At 42.9% G+C, this 22,997-nt stretch carries 22 protein-coding genes; 12 read left to right on the forward strand and 10 right to left on the reverse strand.

The features are described from left to right. The first annotated feature begins 42 nt into the window (after positions 1-42). Together PLL47_RS04790 and PLL47_RS04795 are read left to right on the forward strand one after the other, a co-directional pair. The gene (locus PLL47_RS04790; RefSeq protein WP_324445060.1) at positions 43-198 is read left to right on the forward strand and encodes a hypothetical protein; all 156 of its coding nucleotides are present in this window, start codon (positions 43-45) and stop codon (positions 196-198) included. Between the two features lie 63 nt (positions 199-261). After that, a complete protein-coding gene (locus PLL47_RS04795) occupies positions 262-873 on the forward strand; it encodes a GNAT family N-acetyltransferase (protein WP_324445061.1) in 612 nt (203 codons plus the stop codon). A 142-nt stretch (positions 874-1,015) separates the two neighbouring features. Here the strand turns inward: PLL47_RS04795 and PLL47_RS04800 are convergent, their stop codons facing one another. Then, positions 1,016-1,411, reverse strand: a complete 396-nt coding sequence (locus PLL47_RS04800) for a hypothetical protein (protein WP_324445062.1) — start codon at positions 1,409-1,411, stop codon at positions 1,016-1,018. A gap of 531 nt (positions 1,412-1,942) precedes the next feature. On the opposite strand from PLL47_RS04800, the gene PLL47_RS04805 reads away from it, so the two are divergent. Next, positions 1,943-3,745, forward strand: coding sequence for a histidine kinase dimerization/phosphoacceptor domain -containing protein (locus PLL47_RS04805; RefSeq protein WP_324445063.1), 1,803 nt, complete (start codon positions 1,943-1,945; stop codon positions 3,743-3,745). A gap of 165 nt (positions 3,746-3,910) precedes the next feature. Here the strand turns inward: PLL47_RS04805 and pspAA are convergent, their stop codons facing one another. Further along, positions 3,911-4,189, reverse strand: a complete 279-nt coding sequence (gene pspAA, locus PLL47_RS04810; RefSeq protein ID WP_324445064.1) for a PspA-associated protein PspAA — start codon at positions 4,187-4,189, stop codon at positions 3,911-3,913. A 2-nt stretch (positions 4,190-4,191) separates the two neighbouring features. After that, the gene (locus tag PLL47_RS04815; protein ID WP_324445065.1) at positions 4,192-4,941 is read right to left on the reverse strand and encodes a PspA/IM30 family protein; all 750 of its coding nucleotides are present in this window, start codon (positions 4,939-4,941) and stop codon (positions 4,192-4,194) included. 353 nt (positions 4,942-5,294) lie between these two features. Here PLL47_RS04815 and msvR point away from each other — a divergent pair, with 353 nt between their 5' ends. Next, positions 5,295-6,035 carry a transcriptional factor MsvR gene (msvR, locus tag PLL47_RS04820; RefSeq protein ID WP_324445066.1) on the forward strand — a complete coding sequence of 247 codons (741 nt, stop codon included), beginning with the start codon at positions 5,295-5,297 and terminating at the stop codon, positions 6,033-6,035. 96 nt (positions 6,036-6,131) lie between these two features. Here the strand turns inward: msvR and PLL47_RS04825 are convergent, their stop codons facing one another. From PLL47_RS04825 to PLL47_RS04855, 7 genes are all read right to left on the reverse strand, one after another. Then, positions 6,132-6,827, reverse strand: coding sequence for a DUF2110 family protein (locus PLL47_RS04825; RefSeq protein ID WP_324445067.1), 696 nt, complete (start codon positions 6,825-6,827; stop codon positions 6,132-6,134). Positions 6,828-6,860: 33 nt separating this feature from the next. Continuing rightward, positions 6,861-7,526 carry a winged helix DNA-binding protein gene (locus PLL47_RS04830; protein WP_324445068.1) on the reverse strand — a complete coding sequence of 222 codons (666 nt, stop codon included), beginning with the start codon at positions 7,524-7,526 and terminating at the stop codon, positions 6,861-6,863. Between the two features lie 125 nt (positions 7,527-7,651). Then, entirely contained in the window at positions 7,652-8,818 is a 1,167-nt protein-coding gene (locus tag PLL47_RS04835) for a tRNA (guanine(10)-N(2))-dimethyltransferase (RefSeq protein ID WP_324445069.1), read from the reverse strand. A 503-nt stretch (positions 8,819-9,321) separates the two neighbouring features. Then, positions 9,322-9,855 carry a cupredoxin domain-containing protein gene (locus tag PLL47_RS04840; protein ID WP_324445070.1) on the reverse strand — a complete coding sequence of 178 codons (534 nt, stop codon included), beginning with the start codon at positions 9,853-9,855 and terminating at the stop codon, positions 9,322-9,324. 490 nt (positions 9,856-10,345) lie between these two features. Continuing rightward, positions 10,346-11,209, reverse strand: a complete 864-nt coding sequence (locus tag PLL47_RS04845; RefSeq protein WP_324445071.1) for a cupredoxin domain-containing protein — start codon at positions 11,207-11,209, stop codon at positions 10,346-10,348. Between the two features lie 181 nt (positions 11,210-11,390). After that, the gene (locus PLL47_RS04850) at positions 11,391-12,647 is read right to left on the reverse strand and encodes an MgtC/SapB family protein (RefSeq protein ID WP_324445072.1); all 1,257 of its coding nucleotides are present in this window, start codon (positions 12,645-12,647) and stop codon (positions 11,391-11,393) included. Between the two features lie 282 nt (positions 12,648-12,929). Then, complete coding sequence (locus PLL47_RS04855; RefSeq protein WP_324445073.1) at positions 12,930-13,586, reverse strand: metallophosphoesterase; 657 nt, start codon at positions 13,584-13,586, stop codon at positions 12,930-12,932. 172 nt (positions 13,587-13,758) lie between these two features. Between PLL47_RS04855 and trmY the strand changes: the two genes are divergently transcribed. The 8 genes from trmY to PLL47_RS04895 all read left to right on the forward strand — a co-directional run bounded on the left by trmY (position 13,759) and on the right by PLL47_RS04895 (position 22,815). Beyond that, positions 13,759-14,394: a tRNA (pseudouridine(54)-N(1))-methyltransferase TrmY gene (gene trmY / locus PLL47_RS04860; protein ID WP_324445074.1), complete on the forward strand. Its 636-nt coding sequence runs from the start codon at positions 13,759-13,761 to the stop codon at positions 14,392-14,394. Between the two features lie 262 nt (positions 14,395-14,656). After that, the gene (locus tag PLL47_RS04865) at positions 14,657-15,952 is read left to right on the forward strand and encodes a tRNA pseudouridine(54/55) synthase Pus10 (protein WP_324445075.1); all 1,296 of its coding nucleotides are present in this window, start codon (positions 14,657-14,659) and stop codon (positions 15,950-15,952) included. Positions 15,953-16,211: 259 nt separating this feature from the next. After that, entirely contained in the window at positions 16,212-16,505 is a 294-nt protein-coding gene (locus tag PLL47_RS04870; RefSeq protein WP_324445076.1) for a 50S ribosomal protein L21e, read from the forward strand. Between the two features lie 452 nt (positions 16,506-16,957). After that, positions 16,958-17,311 (forward strand): RNA polymerase Rpb4 family protein, encoded by a 354-nt coding sequence (locus PLL47_RS04875; RefSeq protein WP_324445077.1) that lies wholly within the window; start codon positions 16,958-16,960, stop codon positions 17,309-17,311. A gap of 324 nt (positions 17,312-17,635) precedes the next feature. Beyond that, positions 17,636-18,367, forward strand: coding sequence for a DUF655 domain-containing protein (locus PLL47_RS04880; RefSeq protein ID WP_324445078.1), 732 nt, complete (start codon positions 17,636-17,638; stop codon positions 18,365-18,367). A 216-nt stretch (positions 18,368-18,583) separates the two neighbouring features. Next, positions 18,584-19,306, forward strand: coding sequence for a 16S rRNA (adenine(1518)-N(6)/adenine(1519)-N(6))-dimethyltransferase RsmA (gene rsmA, locus PLL47_RS04885; RefSeq protein WP_502883674.1), 723 nt, complete (start codon positions 18,584-18,586; stop codon positions 19,304-19,306). A gap of 3 nt (positions 19,307-19,309) precedes the next feature. Then, positions 19,310-19,918 (forward strand): HemK2/MTQ2 family protein methyltransferase, encoded by a 609-nt coding sequence (locus tag PLL47_RS04890; protein WP_324445079.1) that lies wholly within the window; start codon positions 19,310-19,312, stop codon positions 19,916-19,918. Between the two features lie 239 nt (positions 19,919-20,157). Next, entirely contained in the window at positions 20,158-22,815 is a 2,658-nt protein-coding gene (locus PLL47_RS04895; RefSeq protein WP_324445080.1) for a calcium-transporting P-type ATPase, PMR1-type, read from the forward strand. Positions 22,816-22,997: the final 182 nt, after the last annotated feature.

Genomic DNA, 22,997 nt, shown 5'->3' on the forward strand with positions numbered 1-22,997 from the left:
GAATTTTTCCCTAGCTATCGTATATAATAAGGAGATGAAAATATGACTGCAGACCAGGAAATTCTTGCCAGACTGGGTGAGATCGAGAAGAGGATGGAAAAGATGGAAGCTGCACTGGAAAGCATAAACAGTATACTTAAAAAAGTGGAGCAAAATACCTATTTCGGGTGCTATGTGGAAGGAGAAAAGCTGGATTAAAGCTTAAAGATTAAATTTTTTAGAAACATTTGCATTCTCATTTTGAAAAAGAGGGAGATAATAATGGATATTTTAATCCGCCCGGAAGATGAGAGCGATTTTAGAAATGTGGAATTTCTGATAAGAGAAGCATTCTGGGATCTGTATAAACCGGGATGTGACGAACATCTTATTGCCCACAATATGAGAAAATCACCTGATTTTGTAAAGGAACTGGATTATGTTGCATGTGACGGTGACATAATCGTGGGCAATATAATCTATTCCAGAGCAAAAGTGGTCAATGATGAAAACGATGAATTCGAAGTACTGTGCATGGGTCCGCTTGGAGTACTGCCTTCATATCAAAAAAAAGGGATTGGCTCTTTACTGATGAACTGTTCTATTGAAAAAGCAAGGCAGCTGGGATATAAAGCCATATTTCTTTTTGGCAATCCGGAATATTATAAGAGGTTCGGTTTCAGAAATACCAGAGAATATGACATTCAAACATCTTCCGGTGAAAACTTCGATGCTTTTATGGCATTGGAACTCTACAGCGGAAGTCTGAAGCAGGTATCCGGAAAATTTTTCGCCTCAGGTTCTTTTGAGGTCGCTGAGGAAGAACTTGAGAATTTCGAAAAGGAATTCCCTCATAAAACCAAACATGTTACAGACACCCAGTTATTTCATTGAATGTCATCCCTGCTCCAAGCAGGAAAAGAAGGTTTGGAGAAGTACTGAGAGAAAGAAAGTTCCAGAGAAAAGAGAACATTTTTTGCTAAAAACATATCTTCAAGTTGTGGCTTGAAATCATAGAAAAAATGCGGTGATATGTTTATCTGTGCACATATCTCAACGATATCTTTCCTTCTTCATCGTACTTTGTCCAGACTGTAGTGTTTTTGTCCTGTGACCACATGTACTCGAATCTGGTGGTATTTCCTTCACTTCCAGTCTCTATCATGGCTTTGCAAAAGGTTTCGTTTTCGAACTCTTCAGTGCCGGTAACTGTCATATTCAGAACCTTTCCTGTGGTTGGATTTTTCACCTGGATATGGGATCCTGCAGGGCACCAGCTTCCTTCGGCTTGCTTGGATAAATTGATATTTATTTCGGTATTATTCCCCGAAATTGACAGGTTTTTTCCTTCTTCATCCATACAGCCTGAAACCATAAGAGAGGACGCTAGAAGGAATATGAGCAGTATCTGTTTTTTTGACAAATTTATCACCTGAGTTTCTGTTTTCACCTGGCGTTTTCTTTTTATTCAAGGAATTTATCTCATGCAAGTTTCATTTCTAACTTAAGATCTGAGGCAGCCCATAAAAATTATTCGATTATACCCGTCTAAAATGGCTGTTTGCAGAAAAAAACTCCTTCTTTGAGAGATTCTCTTGATTATGGTTTTCAATAATTCCTTCACATTATCTGGGAATTTAATTATTTACCTTATTAATAAATATGTATGAAATGAGATCTTTTTTATACAGATTGTTCAATATCTATGCACCATAATATGTTATTAACACATGGGGGAGTCTTGTATAATTACTACTGCAGCAATAAATGGAGAGAGGAGACCTCACGATTTTTGATTCTTCTCCACAGGCTTTCAGTTTCAGTTTTGAATTCTTTATTTATTCCATAAAGACACGGAAGAAAGAAGTTTAAACATTGAAGTAAATGGTATATAAAGAATATTCGCTCACTCTCGAAAGGCAGAAAACGGATATCTACACATTCACTGGATGGGTCTATCTCAATGACAGCAAGTAAGAAAACATTATTTATGGAGGAAGAACAGCAAGAAGCATCTCTTCAAATCCTGATGAACCGAACTGCAGAGAAGGTAGCTTCTGCCCTCAAAGCCGAATTCTGCAGAATTTTCAGGCTCTCTCACGGCTGCGCTGATCTTCTGGAAAATCCACTCTCTGTTCAGGAAATTGGATGTATAGGACGGCCTGAGAAGTTTGACGAACTTGCGGGCGGGATAAGTGTTCTTACACGAAAAAAGGGAAAAACCAGTATGGTTATAACACTTTACAGGACCATGCTGGGTGAATTTTCCCCTGAAGAGGTACGTTTTTTAAGGTATATCCTGTCTCTTGTCTTTAAAATTCAGGAATGTACGAAAATTAACACCAGAATTCAGGACCGGATACTTCTTTTAGAATCCCTTCTCGAGAATATCCCGGATCCCTCTTATTTTAAAGACATGCTCCCGTCTATTCAAAACTACAGTGAAGAATTTACTCCCGGAAAATCCACTAATTTTTTAAACAAAAAAACTGCAGGACATTCCATGCATGATCTGGAAGAGGTAATCCCAAAGGGACTGACATCTATTTACAAAAGAAAAACAGGAAGATCTTCGAGAGTATCCGGGGAGCTTACAGGGATGATTCCAGGAATATGTGTTTTCAGGGAAAGTGAAGAAGCACTGAAAATAGCCCTTGAAGTGCAAAAAGTGCTCTGGACAGTAATCAATAACAGTCCTGCAATCGTCTTTCTATGGCGTAATGAGGATAAATGGCCTGCCGATTTCGTATCTGAAAATATCTCCCAGTTAGGGTATGAGGTTGAGGACTTCACTTCTGGAAGAATCCTCTACGGAGATATAGTCCACGAGGATGATATAAAAAACGTAACTGAACGGCTTGACCGCTGTGTAGCGGATAACTGTGACGGCTTCAAAATGGACTACCGTATTTTCACAAAAAACGGAGAACTGCGCTGGGTCGATGAGAGAACTTTCATTCAGAGGGATGAAGAGGGCAGAGCTATTTATTTCCAGGGTGTTGTCATTGACATTACTGAAAGGAAGCTTGCAGAAGAAGCCCTTGGGAAAGCCGAAAAGCTCCGGAAAAAAGAGATCAACCACAGAATCAAGAATAACCTTCAGATTGTCTCATCCCTTCTGGACCTTCAGGCTGAGAAGTTCAGTGATAAACAGATTACCGAGGCTTTCAAAGAGAGTGAAAACCGCATTGTGTCAATGTCGCTTATACACGAAGAACTTTATGAATCAGGAAATCTTGACATTCTCGATTTCTCTTCTTATGTCTGCAAGTTAATAACTGACCTCCGCAGATCCTACAGTACCGAGAGTTCGGATATCCGGGTACACCTTAATGTGGATAATGTTTTTCTCGGGGTTGACACAGCAGTTTCTCTGGGTATTATAATAAATGAACTTTTCACCAACTCCATCAAATATGCTTTTTCCCAGGACGGGGGAGGGGAAATAAAAATCGAACTTTTCAGGGAAAAAACCGGTGAAGCTGCAGACGAAAAAGAAATTTCGGATAAAACAGCTTTCAAGAAAGGTTCCGGTGAAAAACAGAGTATTTATGAGCAGTTTACTCTCGTTTTTGCAGATAACGGAAAAGGCATTCCTGAAGAAGTGGATATCAAAACTCCGGGAACTCTCGGTTTACAGCTGGTGAATGCTCTTGTGGACCAGATAGAAGGAAGCCTTGAGCTGAAAAGAGAAAACGGTACGAAATTTACAATTAAATTCAGAGACATAATTCGGATGGATGCTCTGAAAAATGAGCAGGCATAAAATTGAACAGGCATCTCAAGAAGTGAGCAGACTTGTCCCTCTAGACAAACAAGAGCTGCCTTTTAAAAATGATAAAAAGAAGAGAACAGAAAAAATAGTTGCTTCTGCTCTTATTACAAATTCCGGCTTTCTTTTCAGAAATTAAAGTTCTTTAACCTTCGGTTTTTAATCTTCAAATATCCCTGATCCCTTAAATATGTCTCTTGCTTCCTCAAGGCTCAGGTCTTCCGGAGGCACGATAATGTCTGACTCCATTATCTCTTCTGTCCCGATTGCTTCTCCTTTTTCCTTTATTCTGGAAATCAGTTTTGCAAGTTCTGTACGGAATTCTTCATTTTTTCCTTCCGTAACAAGGGCTACTATTCTGTTGTCTATCTCGTTTAATTCTTCGCAAAGAGCTTCAGGCGCCCTGTACTGGCCTTCCCCCATAATCCTTATAATCATTTTCAGACCTCCTTTCCCCCTTCCGGGCCTTTAACTTCTTCAGAAGTTTTTGTCTTTCCGCCTGCTTCGGCTTTGAGTTTAGCAAGTTCAGATTCTACACTGGTCTGGGTGCTGATTTTTGCCAGCTCACGTTCTATATCGTCCCTGCCGCCTGTAAGGTCTTCGAGTGTGCCGGCTTCCATCAATTCGTCAATAGCTTCAGCGCGGGCTTTCATCTCTTCGGTTTTATTTTCAGCCCTTTCAAGGGCAAGGCCTACATCTGCCATTTCCTCGCTGATTCCTGTAACTGACTCGTTAATTTTCACCTGGGCTTCAGCAGCAGAGTACTGGGCTTTAATAGATTCCTTTTTTGTCCTGAAGATCTCGACCTTTGTTGAAAGGCGCTTTTCTGCTGCAATGAGCTTTTCTTCCTGCTTTTCGAGCTCGGCAATTTCCCTGTCAATCCCGTCTACCTGCTGCTGGAGGGCAGCCTTCCTTTCAAGGGCAAGCCTTGCAAGGTCTTCACGGTCGGCTGCAACTGCTTCACGCGCCTGTTTTTCAAGCTTCTCATTGCTCTGGATCAGTTTTGCCCTCTGGAGCTGGAGGCGCTTTTTAGACGTCGTTACCTCTGCAACGCCCCTTTTTACATTCTGAAGCAGTTCCAGCTGCTTCTCATAGGAATAATCAAGCGTTTCCCTTGGGTCTTCCATTCTGTTAAGCACTTTGTTCATTTTGGACTTGAACACCGTTTCCATCCTTGAGATCAATCCCATGTGTTTTCCCCTTTGATTTTTTTTCAAAAATTATTCGTCTACGGGCTGGATTTATTTTTCTTGCTTTTATTGGGTAAGGGTTTCAGAAAACCTTCTACACTATTTCTCGCAGCACCCTTTTCATCCTGTGTATTTTGGCTGGAGTTCTATTTTTAGTTTATCAGTACTCTATTTCATTCTGCTTCTCATTTGCTTTTCCGCTCATTCCTGTCTGCTTAATTTTGTTCAATACTCCTCGCTCCACCGCTCTTTTTTAATATCTTTTTATCTCTGTATTATTATATATTATATTTGATTATTCGTAGTCACGCGAACGTTTTATATATTCAAAATACAACTTACCTAAAGATATTATGGCAAAACCTGAGACCAAGACTGAATTCTTTTATACCGAAAAAGGGCTTGTAGCCGTAGACAGCCCTGTTAAACTCCAGATCCTGAATCTTCTCAGGGGAGAGCCAAAGTCTTTTGATGAAATCGTAAAATATACGGCAAAAGCCAAATCAACCATTTCAGTTCATCTTAATGACCTGAGATCATGCGAACTGGTTGAAGAAAAGTTTGATCCTGAAGACCGGCGTAAAAAAATCTATTCCCTGACTTCCTATTATATGGGCTGCTCTCAGGAGCCATTTTTAGGTCATTACAGGAGTCTGCTTGATACAGTAGCTGCAAGCGGAAACGACAGGTTCCGCTTTATGGAAGCCCTTATTCATGCGCTTCGGTACGGTTTTGAAGCTTACGGGATTGATAATTCCCCTGTTGTAAGGATGATCGGGGTCGATATCGGGAAGCATCTCTCCTGTAATTTTGAATCCAGTACTCCTGAAGACCTGCTAAATGAGATTGCAGTTTTTCTGGAATTTCATGGAGACTGCCGTGCCTCAGTGATTATGGGGAACTCTCCTGTTCTTCGGGTTGAAGATGAATTCAAGGCTATGTCCATGCCTGTAACAGGAAAGCCCTTCTGTGCCTTAAGGGAAGGAATTATTGAAGGGATCCTCAAAGAAAAGCTGGGAAAAGAGTGCGGTGTTCTGGAAATTGAGTGTTATGGAACCGGACACCCCCACTGCCTTTTCGAGATTACAATCTAAATTCTTTTTTAAAATCTACAGTTTTACATAAATCATTTTGTCAGGAACTGCTCTTTAAGAAACAGTTCTTCTGACATAACCGAAAAACGATGAAAGTTAACGGGAATCCCCTATTACGACTCCCATCTCTGATTTCAGGCGGGGTCCTATTGCTGCCACAATTCCCGGCCCGTCTGTTGTTTCGCGGCATACGACTGCATGTTCAAGAAGGCCAAGGCGTTCTATTTCGTAAATATCCCTGCCGTGCCCTGTCCTTTTAATTGCACTTTTTATTTCCGAGCGGGTAGCAGCATTAATGACAACTCTGTCAGTACTTGCTTTTTTCCAGCTCCACCACAGGTCAAGCTGTTTTTTGGTGAAGCGGGCTTTTATTTTTTTGTCTGCTTCCAGTATTTCAATCTCAACCGGCAGGTGAGGGATCAGGCCGAATCTTGAAGCAATCTGTTTTGGCTTTCCACTGCCCAGGGCTTTGAGTTCCTCAGCTTCAACCTGCACAGGGATCCCTATATTGACCGTAAAAGCATCTTCCGGAAAAGCCTGAAGAAAACCCATGTATACCTTTCCAGGTTCAGCTTTCTTTGCAGGGGTTCCATACCTGGATGCCAGGAGGTTTGCTGACACCTCTTCGTCTTCCCCTTCAAGGGAAAATTCTGCCCAGTTTTCCGGGGTGATAGAAACCTCAATCTTTACTTCGAGGTCTTTCAACTCATTCTCAACCAGTTTTTTCAGGAGTTCAGCCATTCTTTCCCGGTTTTTTCCATAAATATGCTGGAGGGTTACAACTTTTCTCATTTTCTTCCTGCCGATTTATTCTTCTTTGCCTTATCACGTACTATCTGGCTTTGAGCCCTTCAGGTAAGATTCAAGGAGTCTTTCTGTTTCTTCAAGGGCTGAAACCACCGTTTCGTCAACAGGAGTCTCTGCTTTTTCAATTTGATTATACAGCTTTTTGACGTCCCGGCTGTTGGGGCCAAGTTTTCTTGAAACCATTTCCTTACTCTGCCCTTTCTCAACCGCTTCTCTGTAGATACTCTCGATTTTGTTTCTCAGATTCCTGACCTTCTCCAGGATTTCTTCACTGAGAGGGTCAAGTTCTTTTGCGTTTACACTTTCGGTTTCCTCTTCCCATTCTTCGGGCTCTTTGTCTTCCGTTCCTTCTCCTTCCCCGCTTTTTTCTGCTTCTCCTTCTTCTGCCGGTTTTTCTTTCCTGAAAGGAGATTCTTCTGCAATTATATTGCGGAACTCTTCAAGTGCTGATTCTACTTCCTTTCCATACTCCGTAAGTTCAACAAATTTTATCCGGCCTTCGAATGTGAATCTTATAAGTCCGGACTGTTCCATTTTCGAAAGAATTCTCGTAGTATGGGCAAACGTCGAGTCTATCTCCTTTGAAATGACTGAAGCATAGGTTTTTCCCGTAGAACCTATGAATAGCAGTGCACGCGTGGGTTTTTCCTGCAAAAACAACTTTTCTGCATCTTCGTCAGACATGAATATCACATAGAGTTTTTTAGCGGATTATTTTCCGGATCTGAGCTCAGGCGTTTATTATTCTTTAATAGTTTATATAATATTGTAACATTCTTTCTTTCTATTGTTTTCAAAGGAGTGTAAAGTCATCCTGAAAGTGCCAGGATTATCTTCTTTATTTCGGCTACAGGAGCATCTGTTTTAAATGACGTTCCGCTGAAATGAGTCCTTGAAGCTTCAAACCCGCCGGCTCTAAGTGCCTCTATAAGACTCTCAATAGCTGTTGCAGACGCCCCCAGTTCTTTGCAGATTACATGCTGGTCATAGAACATGGGAATATCGAGTTCATCCCTGCAGAATGTAATTATTTTTCTGACTTTATCTTTTGTATTCAGAGGGTGTGCTTCAAGCTCGGAAATCACTTCATTGCAGAATTCGGGTTCTCTGTAAGGTCCAAGCCATAAAGGACCCGCAATTTTTGTAAGTCCCCCGCATTCAGGGCATTCCTTTTCAATATGGACTGCAAGCCCGTAAACAGGTTCCCTGTATCCGCACCTGGGACAGTGTATATTGAATCCCATGGACTTCAGAGTCCTGTCAGCATTCTTTGACCCGGGGAGGATTTCGAGGTAAGTACGGACATAATGGCGCGTAACATGGGAAAGCAGGGGCAGCATGCCTTTTTCGTGTTTTGCGAGTTCTCTTGCACAGGCTCCAAGCAGGACCCTCAATCCCATTTCGCTGTGGTATTCGGTGTTCAGGGGTACGGATGCATACTTTCTGATCCCTGAGTTAAGGTGGGCTCCACACAGGGGCGCCGTATCCGTTGCGGTTACCGAAAGCATACTGTATGCCGAACTTGCAGCAGCATCCAGGTAAGGTGAAGGAGTCCCGAAGGGGTCAACGTCAACAATATGGAACTTCTGCTCATGAAGCAGGACATTTGCATTCTTACGTGTAGCCTGGGCTTTTTCTTCAAGCCCGTTGATTTTTATATTTTCCTTTATCAGTTCAAAGGCTTCAGGGCTCCAATCATTCATGGTTGCGTGTATCCCTACTTCCCCCGCGACCCTGAGCCCACGGATCCCTGATGCTGAAAAAGCATCCACGTAACGGATCTCCTCTCTCTGTATCTCTTTTTTTGAAAGCAGCCTCTCCACAAATGCCGCAGTCGCTGCAACATTGGTATCACGGTTCAGCTCCATTTCCGGGTTATAGAACACCGGCGCTGCTGAGGGAGGGAAATTCGCATCAGGGGGCGGGACCGGAACCGATACCTTTGTTGTCCCTTCCACTATAGTTCTACAGATCATCTAAAGTTGCTATACTTTGGGATATTATTTTACAGTGATGGTTGTCCTCATGTTCGGGTATCCATCCACGCTGAAATTATAGCTTCCGGTTTCATTGAATGTGTAATTAAAGGTGTTTCCGATAAGAAGCAGGATCATTTTTTTATTCCCATTGCTTCCCTCCTGAATTGTTTGCTTTTTTACTCCCAATTCAATATAATCCTATTAAATAATGATACTTTCATATAATAAATCTTATTTTTAAAAATAGTTTGTTTGTAGCCCATTAGAACTGATTTCTGGGGCTGAGTTTTTCCCTGTTCGCTGGCTGTTTGCCTCAGAAACGCTTTCTCTGGCTGAGACAGCAACAGCTGTCAGAAAGAATTGATCAAAAAAAGTTTAATCCAAAAAAGTAAATTTGCTGGAAAGTTTTGCTTCCTTTCCAGAAAGGTTACTAAATGTTTTTGAAGTTTCTTTTGCATTTCCCGGGAATCTACTCAGAGTTCTGAGATAATTATTCAGGGTTAACTCACAGTCACACTGACATTCATCTTTGGCTGCCCGACAACAGTAAAGTTGTATTCCCCTGTTTCATTGAAAGTATAGGCAAAGGAACGCCTGTACGAAAGGCTCGTATTATTAAAGAGTCCCTGTTCACTTACAAGGGTAAAGACTCTTCTCGGGCTGTCCTGGTAGTTCAGCCAGGCAACTGTTTCTCCTTTATTGATATCAAGACTTGAGGAAGATGCCCTGTAGTTATCCAGTCTTATGGTATAGACCCTTGCATTGGAGTTGTTAACTACCACTCCTTCTTCGGTTTCATTTTCTTCCGCAGTTACATTTTCTTCTTCTGTCTCTGTTACTGCAGGAGTCTCAACTTCTTCTTCGGTTTCCGTCTCTTCCGGCGTTACAGTTTCTTCCGGAGTTGCAACTTCTTCCGGGGTTACTGTTTCTTCAGGTGTGGCGTTTTCTTCCGGGGAGGTCTGTTCTTTTCCAGCGCATCCCGAGAACAAAACCACACTTAAAACTAAAAGCAAAATAATGAGTTTTGTTTTCATTTTATTCCCCACATCTTTTTTGGTCAGGAAATCTATAGAAACAATTCCGGGTTTCAATAGTTTGCTTTGATTTTTGACTTTAATAATTCAAAATTTTTTCAAATATTAATTAATAATTCTTGTTTATTTAACAGCTAATGTTATTTAATCTTAAGTTCTTGCTTTAATAGACTTTTTCTTTTTTTAGCTGTTAGCTCTCCTTATACGCTTAGCACATATTAATATATTTTTGTGATTTTCCTTTTTATTTGTCTATCCTCAAAGCAAAATTCTTTATGAGATTTAAGCTCTTTGCTTGCATATAAAGATATTTTAGTTTTTTGTTGAGGAGTTTTTAACGGGATTAATAAAAAAGTAAGCTGGTTAAAAAATTATTCCCTTCTGGAAAAGCTTCTTTTCATTTTTGTTCACCTGAATTAGTTTCTTTTCAGCTGTCTTTCCAGTGAGGGATCTGAGTTACTATTTTTTTTGTTTCATTGAATTTCATTTCTTATTTCACAGTTATGGTGAGTTCTATATCCGGAATTTCCTCCAGCGTAAAAGTATAGTCTCCAGCTTTATCAAAGGTATATGAGAAGCTCCTCCCATAACCCATGAGCTGATCCTCGAAAAGTTTCTCTTCGCTTACCAGCTTAAATGAGCGTTTGGGCTTGTTCAGGTTTTTAAAGACCAGAGTATCTCCTTTGTTAAGCTCAAGAGTATCCGGGTAAAAGACAGATCCACGTATCACTACCGATTTTTCGGAAACCTGCATTAATTTGGTTGGTTTGATTACTTTCTCAGTTGGTTTGGGAGTTACTTTCTCAGTTGGAGTAGGAGTTGCCTCTTCTTCCTCCAGTCCGGTTTCTTCCTGCTGTATCTGGCGGGTTTCTTTTTCAGTGAGTGGAGCTCCTGCAGTTTCCCTTGATTCTCTCACCACAACAGTGCCTTCCAGGTCGCTTTCCCCTTCAGCGCCGAAACCAAATGTACCGGTTTCATTAAATGTATACTCAAAAACTCGACCATAGCCAAGAGTAAAATCTTCCCAGAGCCCGTTCTTGCTTTCAAGAACAAAGGTTCTTTTCGGCTTGTTCAGGTTGCGCCATACAACTGTATCATACTGGTTTATTTCCGTTGTTTCAGGATCAAAGGCATTATTGATTAATACAATAGTATACGTCTGAGATGTCTCTCTCGTTTCTTCGGAAATTCTGGTCTGATTCGTCGTATGATTCATCGTCACAATCATAGTCTGATTCTTTTCTGTGGTTCTGGTAGTTTTCTCCTTAGTTTGGGCTGAAGCTGCCAGACCCGTAAGCAGAATAAAAATGAAAACTACCACTATCCCGAGTTTAAATATTCTATTAACTACCATTTCCCCCTCCAAAGCTATCATGCTGACGGATACGCATCCGTTTAATCATTAGATATGCCTAGCTTTTTATATATATTGTATTATTGGAAATATTTTATTTTGCAAAGAGAAAAAGTAAAACCAGCATTCCTGTTTTATGAAAATGCGCTTCGCTCGAAGTACTTCTCACTATTGTTTTTTCTTACAGGATATTCCATAAAAGCAAAGCAACGGTTCCGAGTATTGCAGTAATCCCAAAATCTTTTTTTGCAAGGGAGAAAAGGCTTGCTGAACCTGAAATCTTTGAAAGCAGGATCTTATTTACAGTACTTATGAGGCTTGCAAGTATTGCAGTATTTGCTGCTACTTCATAGGAGATGTTTCCGCTTACGGCAAGGAGGGTTACAGAGACTATCACTCCAGAGCTGCTAACAAGAGCTCCAAGAGCAGTTAGATATATTCCAGTAGTTCCTGCAGCGCTATAGGCAAAGTTTCCTATGACAAGAATAAGAGTAAAAGCAATGCCAAACTTAAATGCCTGACCCAGTGAGAAAGGAGACTGAATCTTAAGATCCCCTCCTACTATCGGGCAGAACTTTTTACTGTGCCTGAAAGCCATCGCTGTGGAAACTATGATAAGTACAAATTGGGGAGGAAGCATGAGCAGAGTTGTCTGTCCTTTCGGGTCAACTATAAATGCCAGCACAAGGTTTCGGATAAGCATGGAAATGTTGCTGAGCAGAATCCCGGTAAGAACCGGATCAGCCATTTCTTCCGCTCTTTTTGAAAGCCCTGCAAGTGCCCCTGTAGTTGCTTCGCTGTTAATAAAGCCCCCAACAAAACCCGAGTAGTAAAGTCCTCGTTTTGTTCCGTATTTTCTTAGAAGAACATAGCTTGAAAAGCTGATTAAGGAGACAAGAATTACAATAAGAATTGCATATCTGAGGTTTACAAGCCCGAAGAACTTTTTTTCCGGCATAACCGGGTAGAGTATGAAAGCGATAGCCAGAAACTGTATGGCATTATAAAGCTCTTCTTTTGTCAGGCTTCCTGCAAACTTATGAAGGGGCTGTTTCTGAATAAGGAGGATGGATACAACTATTGAAGAGACAATGGCAAAGAGGCCGTAATCATAGCCTACAAGGACTCCCATCACGAATATAAAGAAGAGAGATATCGGGCTTGTAACTCCTATCCGCTTGAAAAGGAATATCTTGGAATAGGTGATTATGGAACAGATAGCTGCAAAAAAAAGCGTGGCTACGTAAACAAAGCCCACACCTGCTGATCCACTTACAAGAGCAACGAGCATACCTGTTATGGAGGTTATGCTGTAACTTCTGACGCCTGCAAAAATCTCGTGCTCAAGTCCTCTATGTTCCCTTTCCACACCTACCATAATCCCTATCAAAAAGGCAATGGCAAGTTTTGTAAGAAAATCCACAAAAACAGGATCCAAACCGAACTCGCTAATTACGTCCGTAGTTCACCCTCTCAGCTGTTTTATCTGTTTCTGAATTCAAGTAAAATAGCATCATTAAAATGGATTCTGCAATACATGTGAAGAGTATTATATGAAGAATATGAAGAGTCAAACAAAATATAATTATATAGTAAGTATGTTCTTACTAATGAATGTACTCCTCAGGAGAGAAATCTTGAGTATATGGAAAAAATCCATTTAATGAAGGCTCCTGAGGTAATTTGTGAAGCAGAAATCTGCTATGTATTTAATGGGATTTTACACTTCCACGAACTCGACATCAATGGTTTTGTTTTCGTTTTCTTCTATGGTTACAAGAGCACAGGAACCTTTGCAGGCTTCCCCGGGGTTCAAAACAACTGTTTTTCCGGCTTTTTCCACGCCTTTTGCTTCATGAATGTGCCCGCAGATGATAAGGTCTGCCCTGTCCAGGAATTTCTGGATGGCTTTGCTTCCCACGTGCCCGAAGGGGAGTTCATCTCTGGCTCCATGAGGAGGCGCGTGTGTAAGGAGCACTATTTTCCCGCATTCTCCGGAGTTTTCGGCTGAGCAGACCATTCCTTCAAGGGCATTTTCTATCTCTTCTTCGGAAAGCTCAAAAGGAGTATTGAACGGGGTGGGATTTGAGCCTCCAAGCCCGATAAACCGGATATTTCCAATCTGTTCGGCTTTTCCGTGAAGGTTTACGGCTTTTGAACTGTCAAGGGCTTTCAGGATACTCTTATAGTCGCAGTTCCCGGGAATCGCAAGTAAGGGCTTATCAAACATTTCAGCCAGCTCATTTACTTTTTCATCGGGCCCGAAGTTGGTTATGTCTCCGACCACCACAGCCAGGTCAAAGTCCCCGGCTTTTTCTATCATCTTTTTTATTTTCGAATAATCCCCATGAGGGTCGGAAATAGCGAGTATTTTCATCCTTATCCCATCCTTTATTATTTTTTCAATTCACTGATCGTTTATCATGTTTTTGGATTCAGGTTTTATTTCAATCAAATTCTTAAATACTATCTCTTTTACACTTTATGCCGTGTGTTCTTCTGTGAACATGCATACATCTTTTATATCCCTTACGTAATATTACTGCCCCATGCGTGATATCGTTATCATAGGGCATAAAGCAAAAACGAGCGGCGACTTCTCTTTAAACGACCTTCCGGGATCTGCAGGAAGAATGGATATTCTCTGCCGCTGCGTAAGCTCTGCCCTTTTTCTCTCTTTCGGAATGCGCAGGGATGTAAATGTGCACCTGCTCCTTCTGGGAGAGCCCGAGCCCGGAAAAATAATCAGGTTTGAAGGGCTCCACCTGAGATACCTCAATCCGGACGAAAGAAGCAGCGGTTCGCTTATCCAGAAAGCCCTCCAGAAGGAGGCGAGCGAAAAGGATGTAAGGTCCACGCCCGGCGTCTGGATCCGCACTGGAGATTTGAAATCCCTGCTGGCTTCTTTTGAGGGCAGGACTCTTCTCTACCTCAGGGAAGACGGAAAGGATATCAGAGAAATTGCCCGTGAGATCCGGGACCCGGTTTTTATTCTGGGCGACCACACAGGCGTTACGGAAGAAGAGGAAAAGCAGCTTCTTGATGCAGGAGCACAGATTATTTCCGTTGGTCCCATTTCCCTTCACTCCAACCACTGCATAACCCTTATCCATAACGAACTTGACAGGGCTGAAGCAGAAAGAGGGGAAATTCCAGGGGGAAATACTCCCGTGTCTGAAGACTGAGATCCAATATTTGTCGGTTTTTTATCCTAAAAGTTATATCCTATTTCCCTGTATCAGGACAGAAACTTACCCGTATGCGCTTTTCAGGGCAGACGCCTTGATTTGCGTATTCTCCGGTATCAACCCTCAGATAATTTACCGGTAATAGCTTAATATAATCCGGTTAACTTAGTCTTTCAATTAAACCTGATCTTTCAATATTACCTCTCAATAATCCGCTTCAGATCTATTTCCCGAACAAAGCTAGAGAATGTGAAATAAAATGGATGTACTCGAAATTTCAAAAAAGATTCTGCACGAAGGTCCTATCTGCGATCATTGCATGGGCCGTCAGTTTGCAAAATTATCCACAGGCCTCAGCAACAAGGAACGCGGGCAGGCGATGAAACTCGCCCTTGTTCTTGAAGGGGACCGAATTTACAAGAGTGAAAATGATGACTCACTTTTAAAGGAGCTTGTTCCATGCAGTGCTCTTGCAAGGAAGACTCTCAGAATCGAGGGCGAAGACGAGCAGTGCTGGGTCTGCCTTGACCAGTTTAAAAAGCTGGATTTCTGGGCAGAGGAAGCTGCAAAAGCTCTGGAAGGGCTTGAGTACTCCACCTTCCTTGTCGGCACAAAGGTCAGCGGGCTTCTCAGTGAAAACGAGGAGATCCTGTGGGCTGAGGCAGGAACTGCATATGCTGAGCAGTTGAAAACTGAGCTTAACAGGGAAGTGGGGAAGCGGATTGCGGAAAGGGTCAACAAGGACGTGGATTTTGAAAACCCTGATATCGTGATCACCCTTGATCTTGCAACAAACAGATTCGAGCTTCAGGTCCGCTCAGTGTATATTTACGGGCGCTACCTGAAAAAGGTCCGCGGAATCCCTCAGACCCGCTGGCCCTGCAGGAAATGCAAGGGTAAAGGATGTGAAAGATGCGGGTTTACAGGAAAACAGTATCCTGAATCCGTAGATGAACTGATTAAGGGGCCCGTTATCGAAGCGTTTGAAGCGGTTGACACAGCTTTCCATGGTTCGGGAAGGGAAGATATCGATGCACTCATGCTCGGGAGCGGCAGGCCCTTTGTGGTGGAAGCAAAGTCTCCTGTAAAACGTACGGCTGACCTTGAGGCACTTACTGCAAAAATTAATGAAAGCGCTGCCGGAAAAGTTGAGGTAAAGGATCTTCGCTTCGTTGAAAAAGGAATGATCGAAACCCTGAAAAGCTCAAAGGCGGATAAAACTTATAAGCTTAAAGTTACATTTAAAGAGCCTGTTTCAGAGGAAAAGCTTAAATCCTGCCTTGAGTCTTTGAGTGGCACAGAGATCGCCCAGCAGACCCCAAAGCGTGTGGTTCACAGGAGGGCGGATCTTGTCCGGAAGAGATACGTGCACAGCATTACGCTTGACGAACTGACAGATGACGGTTACGCTTATATCACAGTAAACTGTGAAGGCGGGCTGTACGTCAAAGAGCTGATTTCCGGAGATGATGGCAGGACAAACCCGAGCCTGACAGGGCTTTTAGGAATCCCTGCACTCGTGGAAGATCTTGATGTGGTTAACGTTGAAATTTAAGCCTGACATCTGAATCTTCCCTGAAAACCAGATTAATCTAAATAATTTGGATAGATCTGATCTGAATTATCCTGATCTATCTGAACTAAATGAATCTGATCCATCTAATCGGTTTCACTTGCCGGTCGAGTCACAGGGAATGAGTGGCTTTATGAACGGTTCATTTAAATAATATCCATCTTATTTAGACGAAAACCAATATTTAACAGAAGCTTTATTTAAGAGAAATTAATCGAGCATTCTAACGGAGGAACATGCGATGACAAATTCCCACGGTGAAAAACGCTGCACAAGGTACAAATTACAGAAGACGGTTCGTGAAAGAGGAATTTCCCCTGTAAGCAGGGCAATTCAGGAATTCGAAGAAGGACAGATGGTTCACATTGACATCGACCCCAGCGTCCAGAAAGGGATGCCAAACCCGAAATTCCAGGGCTCCACAGGAAAAGTCATAGGACAGCGCGGCCGCTCATATATTCTGGCAGTCCGCGAAGGAAACGCAATGAAGGAAGTCTTTTCTCTTCCGCAGCACCTGAAACCCCAGAAATACTGATTTCGAGTACGGCAGTTAGGTTTTACAACCTAATCTCCCTCTCATTCCGGGTTTAAGGCATGCAGGCCTCCAGCCGGAGGTTTAAAATCCTGCCAGAAATTCCAGCAAATAACAGGCTGAATAATGGCCATTATATACAACTGATCTCCCTTAAAACAAGCGTGCATAATAGGGATCTGGAATAACTGCTTTTTAAAATTAATCTCTTCTCCGGTAACGGAACATCTATAATTATATATCATTTGCAAAACATATGGTTGAGACATATCATTTGTGAACATAGCAGAGATAGTTCAGGATGACGTTATTTGAAATAGTTCCGGCTAATCGGATGAATACCAGGAAAGAAATGCTGGCAGCAGGAATCAGAGCTCACAATTAAGCATTGGAGCAGGTCGCTCTGTAAGGAAGTACAGATACCTGAAATTTTTAATTCAAAAGAGTGTATTTCAATGATAGTTAAGGAAGTCCTCAACGAAGAATTATTGACACTGGCCGAGGTCAAGGATATACTTTCCGGGATCGCTGAAGAGCGCAGAGAGCAGGGGCTCGAGGTTTCATACAATTTCAGAAAAGCCCTGCACCATGCGGAACAGTTCTCCAAAATAAGCGGGGCAAAGTCAAGAGAACTTGTTAATAAGCTTCTTGAGCTTGAGAAAATGAAGCCCGCGATTGCGATCAGGATAGCGGACATTCTGCCCCAATCCAGAGATGAACTCAGGTCAATATATGCAAAAGAAAAGTACACACTGAGCAATGAAGAGCTGGATCAAATTCTGGATTATGTATTCGCAGCTATGGAATAATTAAAAGGTAAAGAGAATAAGCTATATAGCAGTTTACTTGTTATTTATGAGGGAAGTATCCGAAATCCGGTTAGAGTACTTTAAAGTATGTAAGTACCCTGACCTGAAAAATTTAGTAACAGAGAGTTCTCCGGTTCTTTAAATATCTGAACCTGAGAATTACCGGCCATTTTCCAGTTTTCAGAACTGGTTCGGGGAGTAGGGAAAGACCCTTAACCAGTATAAGAGCTTGGGCATATCGAGGTTTGAGCAAACCCTGAAAAATAAATAAACCCGGGTTTCATATTTAATGGGTTTTCATATTAACTGAAAGGATGGGTGCTGATGAAAGTAGAGAAGTCGCAATCAGGTAGACCGTACACTGGCAGGTCCTCTGCCGAAAGACCTTCTTCTGGCGGCAGGCGTCCGGCAGGCAAACCGCAATTTGAAAGACAGTCAGAAAGAGCTCCGCGCTCATCCGGAAAAGCCATGGAGAATTCACAGGACAGAGAGGAATACGTATGGGTGCTCGATTATCTTCCCTACGGAAAGTCCGTTGACGGCAAGTCAGCTTATCAGAAAAAACCTCTTGTGCAGGCTATCGGGGATAAAAAGTTCACCCTTATGGAGCTTGTCCCCAAAATTGGAGTAGTTCCTGAAATCCAGTCAAGGGTCTATATCGGTCCGGGAGACAGGAATGAAATAGACCACGTAAAACAGAGGATAAGCTATGCTGACCTTACAACCGGAGCAAACCTGGAACTGCCCTTCATCCTTGAAGCCATCGTCAGGCACAAAGAAGAAAGGTTTGTAAAGTTCTTCAACGATGCCCATTCCATTACAACCCGCCTTCACATGCTTGAACTCCTTCCCGGAATAGGCAAAAAACTTATGTGGTCTATAATTGACGAGCGCAAGAAAGGTGACTATAAAAGTTTTCAGGATATCCGCGAAAGGATTCCAAGTCTTCACGACCCTGCCAAAGTTATTTCCCACAGGATTGAAGAAGAACTCAAGGATGACTTCATCAAGTACAGGCTGTTTACCACTCCGCCCCGCCGCCAGAAACCCGAGTGAGCGGGAAACCTTTTTTCTATTTTTTAATATTATTTTTGCCTGTCTGGCTTCTGTGCACTCGGCTTCTGGATTCATATTTCGACATACTTTGTTTATTTAAACATTTAATCTATTCAGGAGGTTTCGTTTCTGGTTCGTTCTATTCTTAAAAAATATAATATCAAAGGAGGCACCTTTGACCAGCATTTCCTCATTGACACATGCTATCTGGACAGGATAGTCACTGCCGCTGATCTGAGCCCTCAGGACACGGTTCTTGAGATCGGTGCAGGAATCGGAAACCTTACAGAAAGGCTTTCGAGAAGGGCAAAAAAGGTAATTGCTGTCGAGCTTGATCCTGCTCTTGTTTCTGTCCTGCACGACCGCTTCGATTCTGTCGAGAATATAGAAATCATCGCAGGCGACGCCCTGAAAGTCGATTTCCCCGAGTTTGATAAGGTCGTCTCAAACCTCCCCTATTCTATCTCCTCGGAAATCACCTTCAAGCTCCTGCGCCACAAATTCAAGCTCGGGGTTCTTATGTACCAGTTCGAGTTTGCAGCCCGCATGGTCTCTCCTCCAGGCTGTAAGGATTATTCCCGCCTCACGGTTGATACTTATTATTTTGCCGATGCGTCCATCCTTATGAAAGTCCCGAAAGGCGCCTTTCAGCCGGCACCTGAAGTTGATTCTGCAGTTGTCAAACTTGTTCCGCGTCCTGCCCCTTTTAAGGTCCGCGACGAGGATTTCTTCCTCGAGTTTGTAGCTGCAGTCTTCAGCCAGCGCCGAAAAAAGCTGAGGAACTCGATCCTTAACACCAGTTATATGCTCAAAATCCCGAACGTTAAAGAAGTTGTAAGCCATCTCCCTGAAGAATTCATGAGCAAAAGGGCTGAAAACCTTACCCCTGAAGAGCTTGCCTGCGTTGCAAACATGATATATGACCTTAAATCCCGATAAACCATGGTTGAAATCGAATATAAAAACACCAGGGTCAAACTTGGACCCTCAGACCTTGTTTACGAGCCGGCAGAGGATTCCTTTTTGCTCGCCGATGCTGCCCTTGGAGAGGCAGAGCCGGGAATGCGTATCCTTGAAATAGGAGCAGGTTCGGGTTTCGTATCTGCCGTGATCAGGGCAAATGTTAAAGGAGCCCGCGTATTTGCAACCGAAATCAATCCTCATGCCGCCAGGTGTGCAAAAGAAAACGGGGTCGAAGTAATCCGTACCGACCTTTTCAATGGGCTGAAATCCGGCTTCAGGGGAGTTTCTTTTGACCTTATCCTTTTTAACCCACCTTATCTTCCAACTTCCGAGGACGAAAAAGTTCCAGGATGGCTTAACTATGCTTTTGACGGCGGAGCCAGCGGGCGGGAGACCCTTGACCGGTTTCTGGAAGAGGTTCGAGACTACCTGAAGCCCGGGGGAAAGGTTCTGGTCCTGATCTCTTCGATTACCGGGCTCGAAGCTGTAAAAGAAAAAATGATGAGATCAGGCTTTGAAGTTGATGTTGTTGGGAGAAAAAAGGTTTCTTTTGAAGAGTTAATGGTTGTAAGAGGGAAACTTATTTAAGTTTCAAAATCTGTTTTCTGGAATATATTTTTTCTGTCTATTTTTTAACTAAAGCTCCAGATTTTTTCTAAAACCTTAAATATTTCAGAAATTCTCCATATAATGTTCTGATTCTTTATACAAAACTCTATATCTAATTAGTGTACTTATCATCCTCTTGAATATTACATTTAAGATTGACAGATTGTGAATGCTTTCAATCAAAGGCGTTTGCCTTATTAACTGGAGATAAATACTGGATGTATTACGATGAAGCCGCAGAAGCGGTTCTAAAAAACCTGAACACATCCCAAACCGGACTTAGTTCGGGAGAAGCAGAAAACAGACTTAAACAATACGGAAAAAACGAACTCAAAGAAGAAGAAAAAACTTCTGTAGTAAAACTTTTTCTTTCCCAGTTCAAGAGTTTCCTTATTATAATTTTGATGGCTGCCGCACTGGTTTCTGCCTTCCTTGGAGAGCTTGTTGATGCCTTTGTAATCCTATTCACGGTATTTCTTGCAGGAGTCCTTGGCTTTGTCCAGGAATACAGGGCAGAAGAATCTATCAAACTTTTAAAATCACTGACCAGCCCTGAAGCTCTTGTGGTCAGGGATGGGAAGGAAGTAAAAATCCCTTCCTCCCTGCTTGTCCCTGGCGATATCCTGATTTTGCAGGCAGGGGACATGATACCTGCAGATGCCAGACTGCTTGAAGCTCAGTCTCTGAAGATTGACGAAGCTTCTCTCACAGGAGAATCCGTTCCTGTAGAAAAAAGCACTAAAGTTTTTCCTTCTGAAACCCCGCAGCCCGACCGGAAAAACATGGCTTATACCGGGACTTCGGTTACCTATGGCAGAGGAAAAGCAGTAATTACGGCAACGGGAATGAGCACTGCTTTTGGAAAACTTGCGGGGCTTCTGGGGGAAATTGAAAGGGAAAGAACCCCTCTGCAGGAAAAGCTTGACCAGTTCGGGCGCTGGCTAGGAGCTGCAACTCTTATTGTTGTGGCCTTTGTAGCAGTACTCGGAATCCTTAAGGGTTTTGATCCTTTTGAGATGTTTCTCTGGGGTGTTGCCCTTGCAGTTGCAGCAATTCCCGAAGCCCTTCCCGCGGTTGTGACTGTAGGGCTTGCCCTTGGGGTCAGAAGAATGGTCAAAAGGCATGCTCTTGTAAGAAAGCTGCCTTCTGTCGAGACGCTTGGCTCCACCAATATTATCTGCACGGACAAAACCGGAACACTCACCCAGAACAAGATGACTGTTGAAAAGGTGTATGTAAACGGGACCATGTTAAGTGTTACAGGCAACGGATATGAGCCTGCAGGAGACTTTTTCAAGGACGGACAGCCTGTTTCCGAGGATATTCACCTTCACAGGCTGCTGGTTACAGGAGCTCTCTGTAATGATGCAGGTTTGGTCCAGAAGGAAGGAATAGGGGATATTATTGGAGATCCAACCGAGGGTGCTCTTGTGGTTGTGGCAGCCAAAAAAGGAATCTGGAGACCTGATCTTGAGCTGAAGCACAGGCGTATCGGAGAGGTTCCTTTCTCTTCCGAGAGAAAGATGATGACCACTCTTAACACGTCGGAAGAGGGTCTGTATGCATATTCAAAAGGAGCTCCGGAAGTCATTCTTGGCTGCTGTACGAAAATCTTCCTTGGAGGAGAGGAGAGAGAGTTAACTCCAGAGATAAGGCAGGAAATTCTGGATACCGTGAACGAGATGGCAAACCAGACGCTTCGAGTAATGGGTTTTGCTTTCCGCCAGGTTCCGGAGAAAATCGTTCCTGAAGACTCTGAAAGAGACATGGTCTTTGCAGGACTTATGGGCATGCGTGACCCTCCCAGAGAAGAGGTTAAGGTTGCTATTGCCACCTGTACGAACGCAGGGGTCAGGACTGTAATGATCACGGGAGACCACAAAACAACCGCCTTTGCAATTGCAAGAGAAATAGGGATCTACCGGGAAGGAGACCTTGTACTTACAGGCACTGAACTTGATGCTCTGGGAGATAAAGAGTTTGAAGATATAGTGGAGAAGGTTTCAGTCTATGCGAGGGTTTATCCCGAGCACAAGCTGAAGGTTGTTAATGCTCTTAAAAATAAAGGTTACATCGTCGCAATGACCGGGGACGGAGTAAATGATGCTCCTGCTCTGAAAGCCGCAGATATGGGCATTGCCATGGGAATTACCGGAACTGAGGTCAGCAAGGAAGCTTCCAGCATGATCCTGACAGACGACAATTTTGCTTCTATTGTTTCTGCAGTCGAAGAGGGCAGAAATATATTGAAGAACATTAAAAACTTCATTGCGTACGGTCTTACCTGCCACATAGGAGTTGTCCTGATCGTCCTTGTCGGGGTGCTTGCCTGGCAGATCCTGCCTGTAATTGCAGTCCAGATTCTCTGGATCAACCTGATTACAGACGGCCTGCCTCCGATGGCGCTCTCTCTGGAAGCTCCGGACAGGGGGCTTATGAAGCAGAAACCCAGAAAATCAACGGAGGGGCTTGTTTCCAGAAGAATGCTCATAGCAAGCCTTGGGCTGGGGGCTTTGATTGCAGTCCAGTCTCTTGGAGTCCTTTACTGGGCTCTTGAAGAAGGACTGCCTCTTGCAAAGATCCAGACTCTGATCTTTACCCTGGTGGTTATGTCCTGTATGTTCAATGCGTTTAACTGGCGTTCGGACAAAATATCGGTCTTTTCCCTGGGAATTTTCACAAACAGGTCCCTGATCTATGCCGTCCTGAGCACAGTGCTTCTGCAGCTTGTGGCAATTTATGTCCCCTTTATGCAGACGGCTTTCAGGACTGTGCCTCTCTCGCTTTCGGATTGGGGAATGATCATTCCTCTGGCTTCTACCACACTTATAGTGATGGAGATCACCAAATATCTGGAAAACAGGACTCACAGGTAAAACCAAGGTATGGGGTTTGCTCTTAAGCTTCCCCCATTTTTCCTGCTTTTTTGAAACCCTGAAGAAAGATCTTAAAGAAAGATGCGATTGTTTTTTGATTTGATTTTCGTAAAAAATCAAATACTACCCTAACTTCCGCTTTTTTAAGCGCATAAATTCAATTTTTCCATAATTTCTTTTTG

Origin of the sequence: Methanosarcina sp., assembly GCF_035390745.1 — an archaeon.
In the GTDB taxonomy this organism is placed as follows: Archaea; Halobacteriota; Methanosarcinia; order Methanosarcinales; family Methanosarcinaceae; genus Methanosarcina.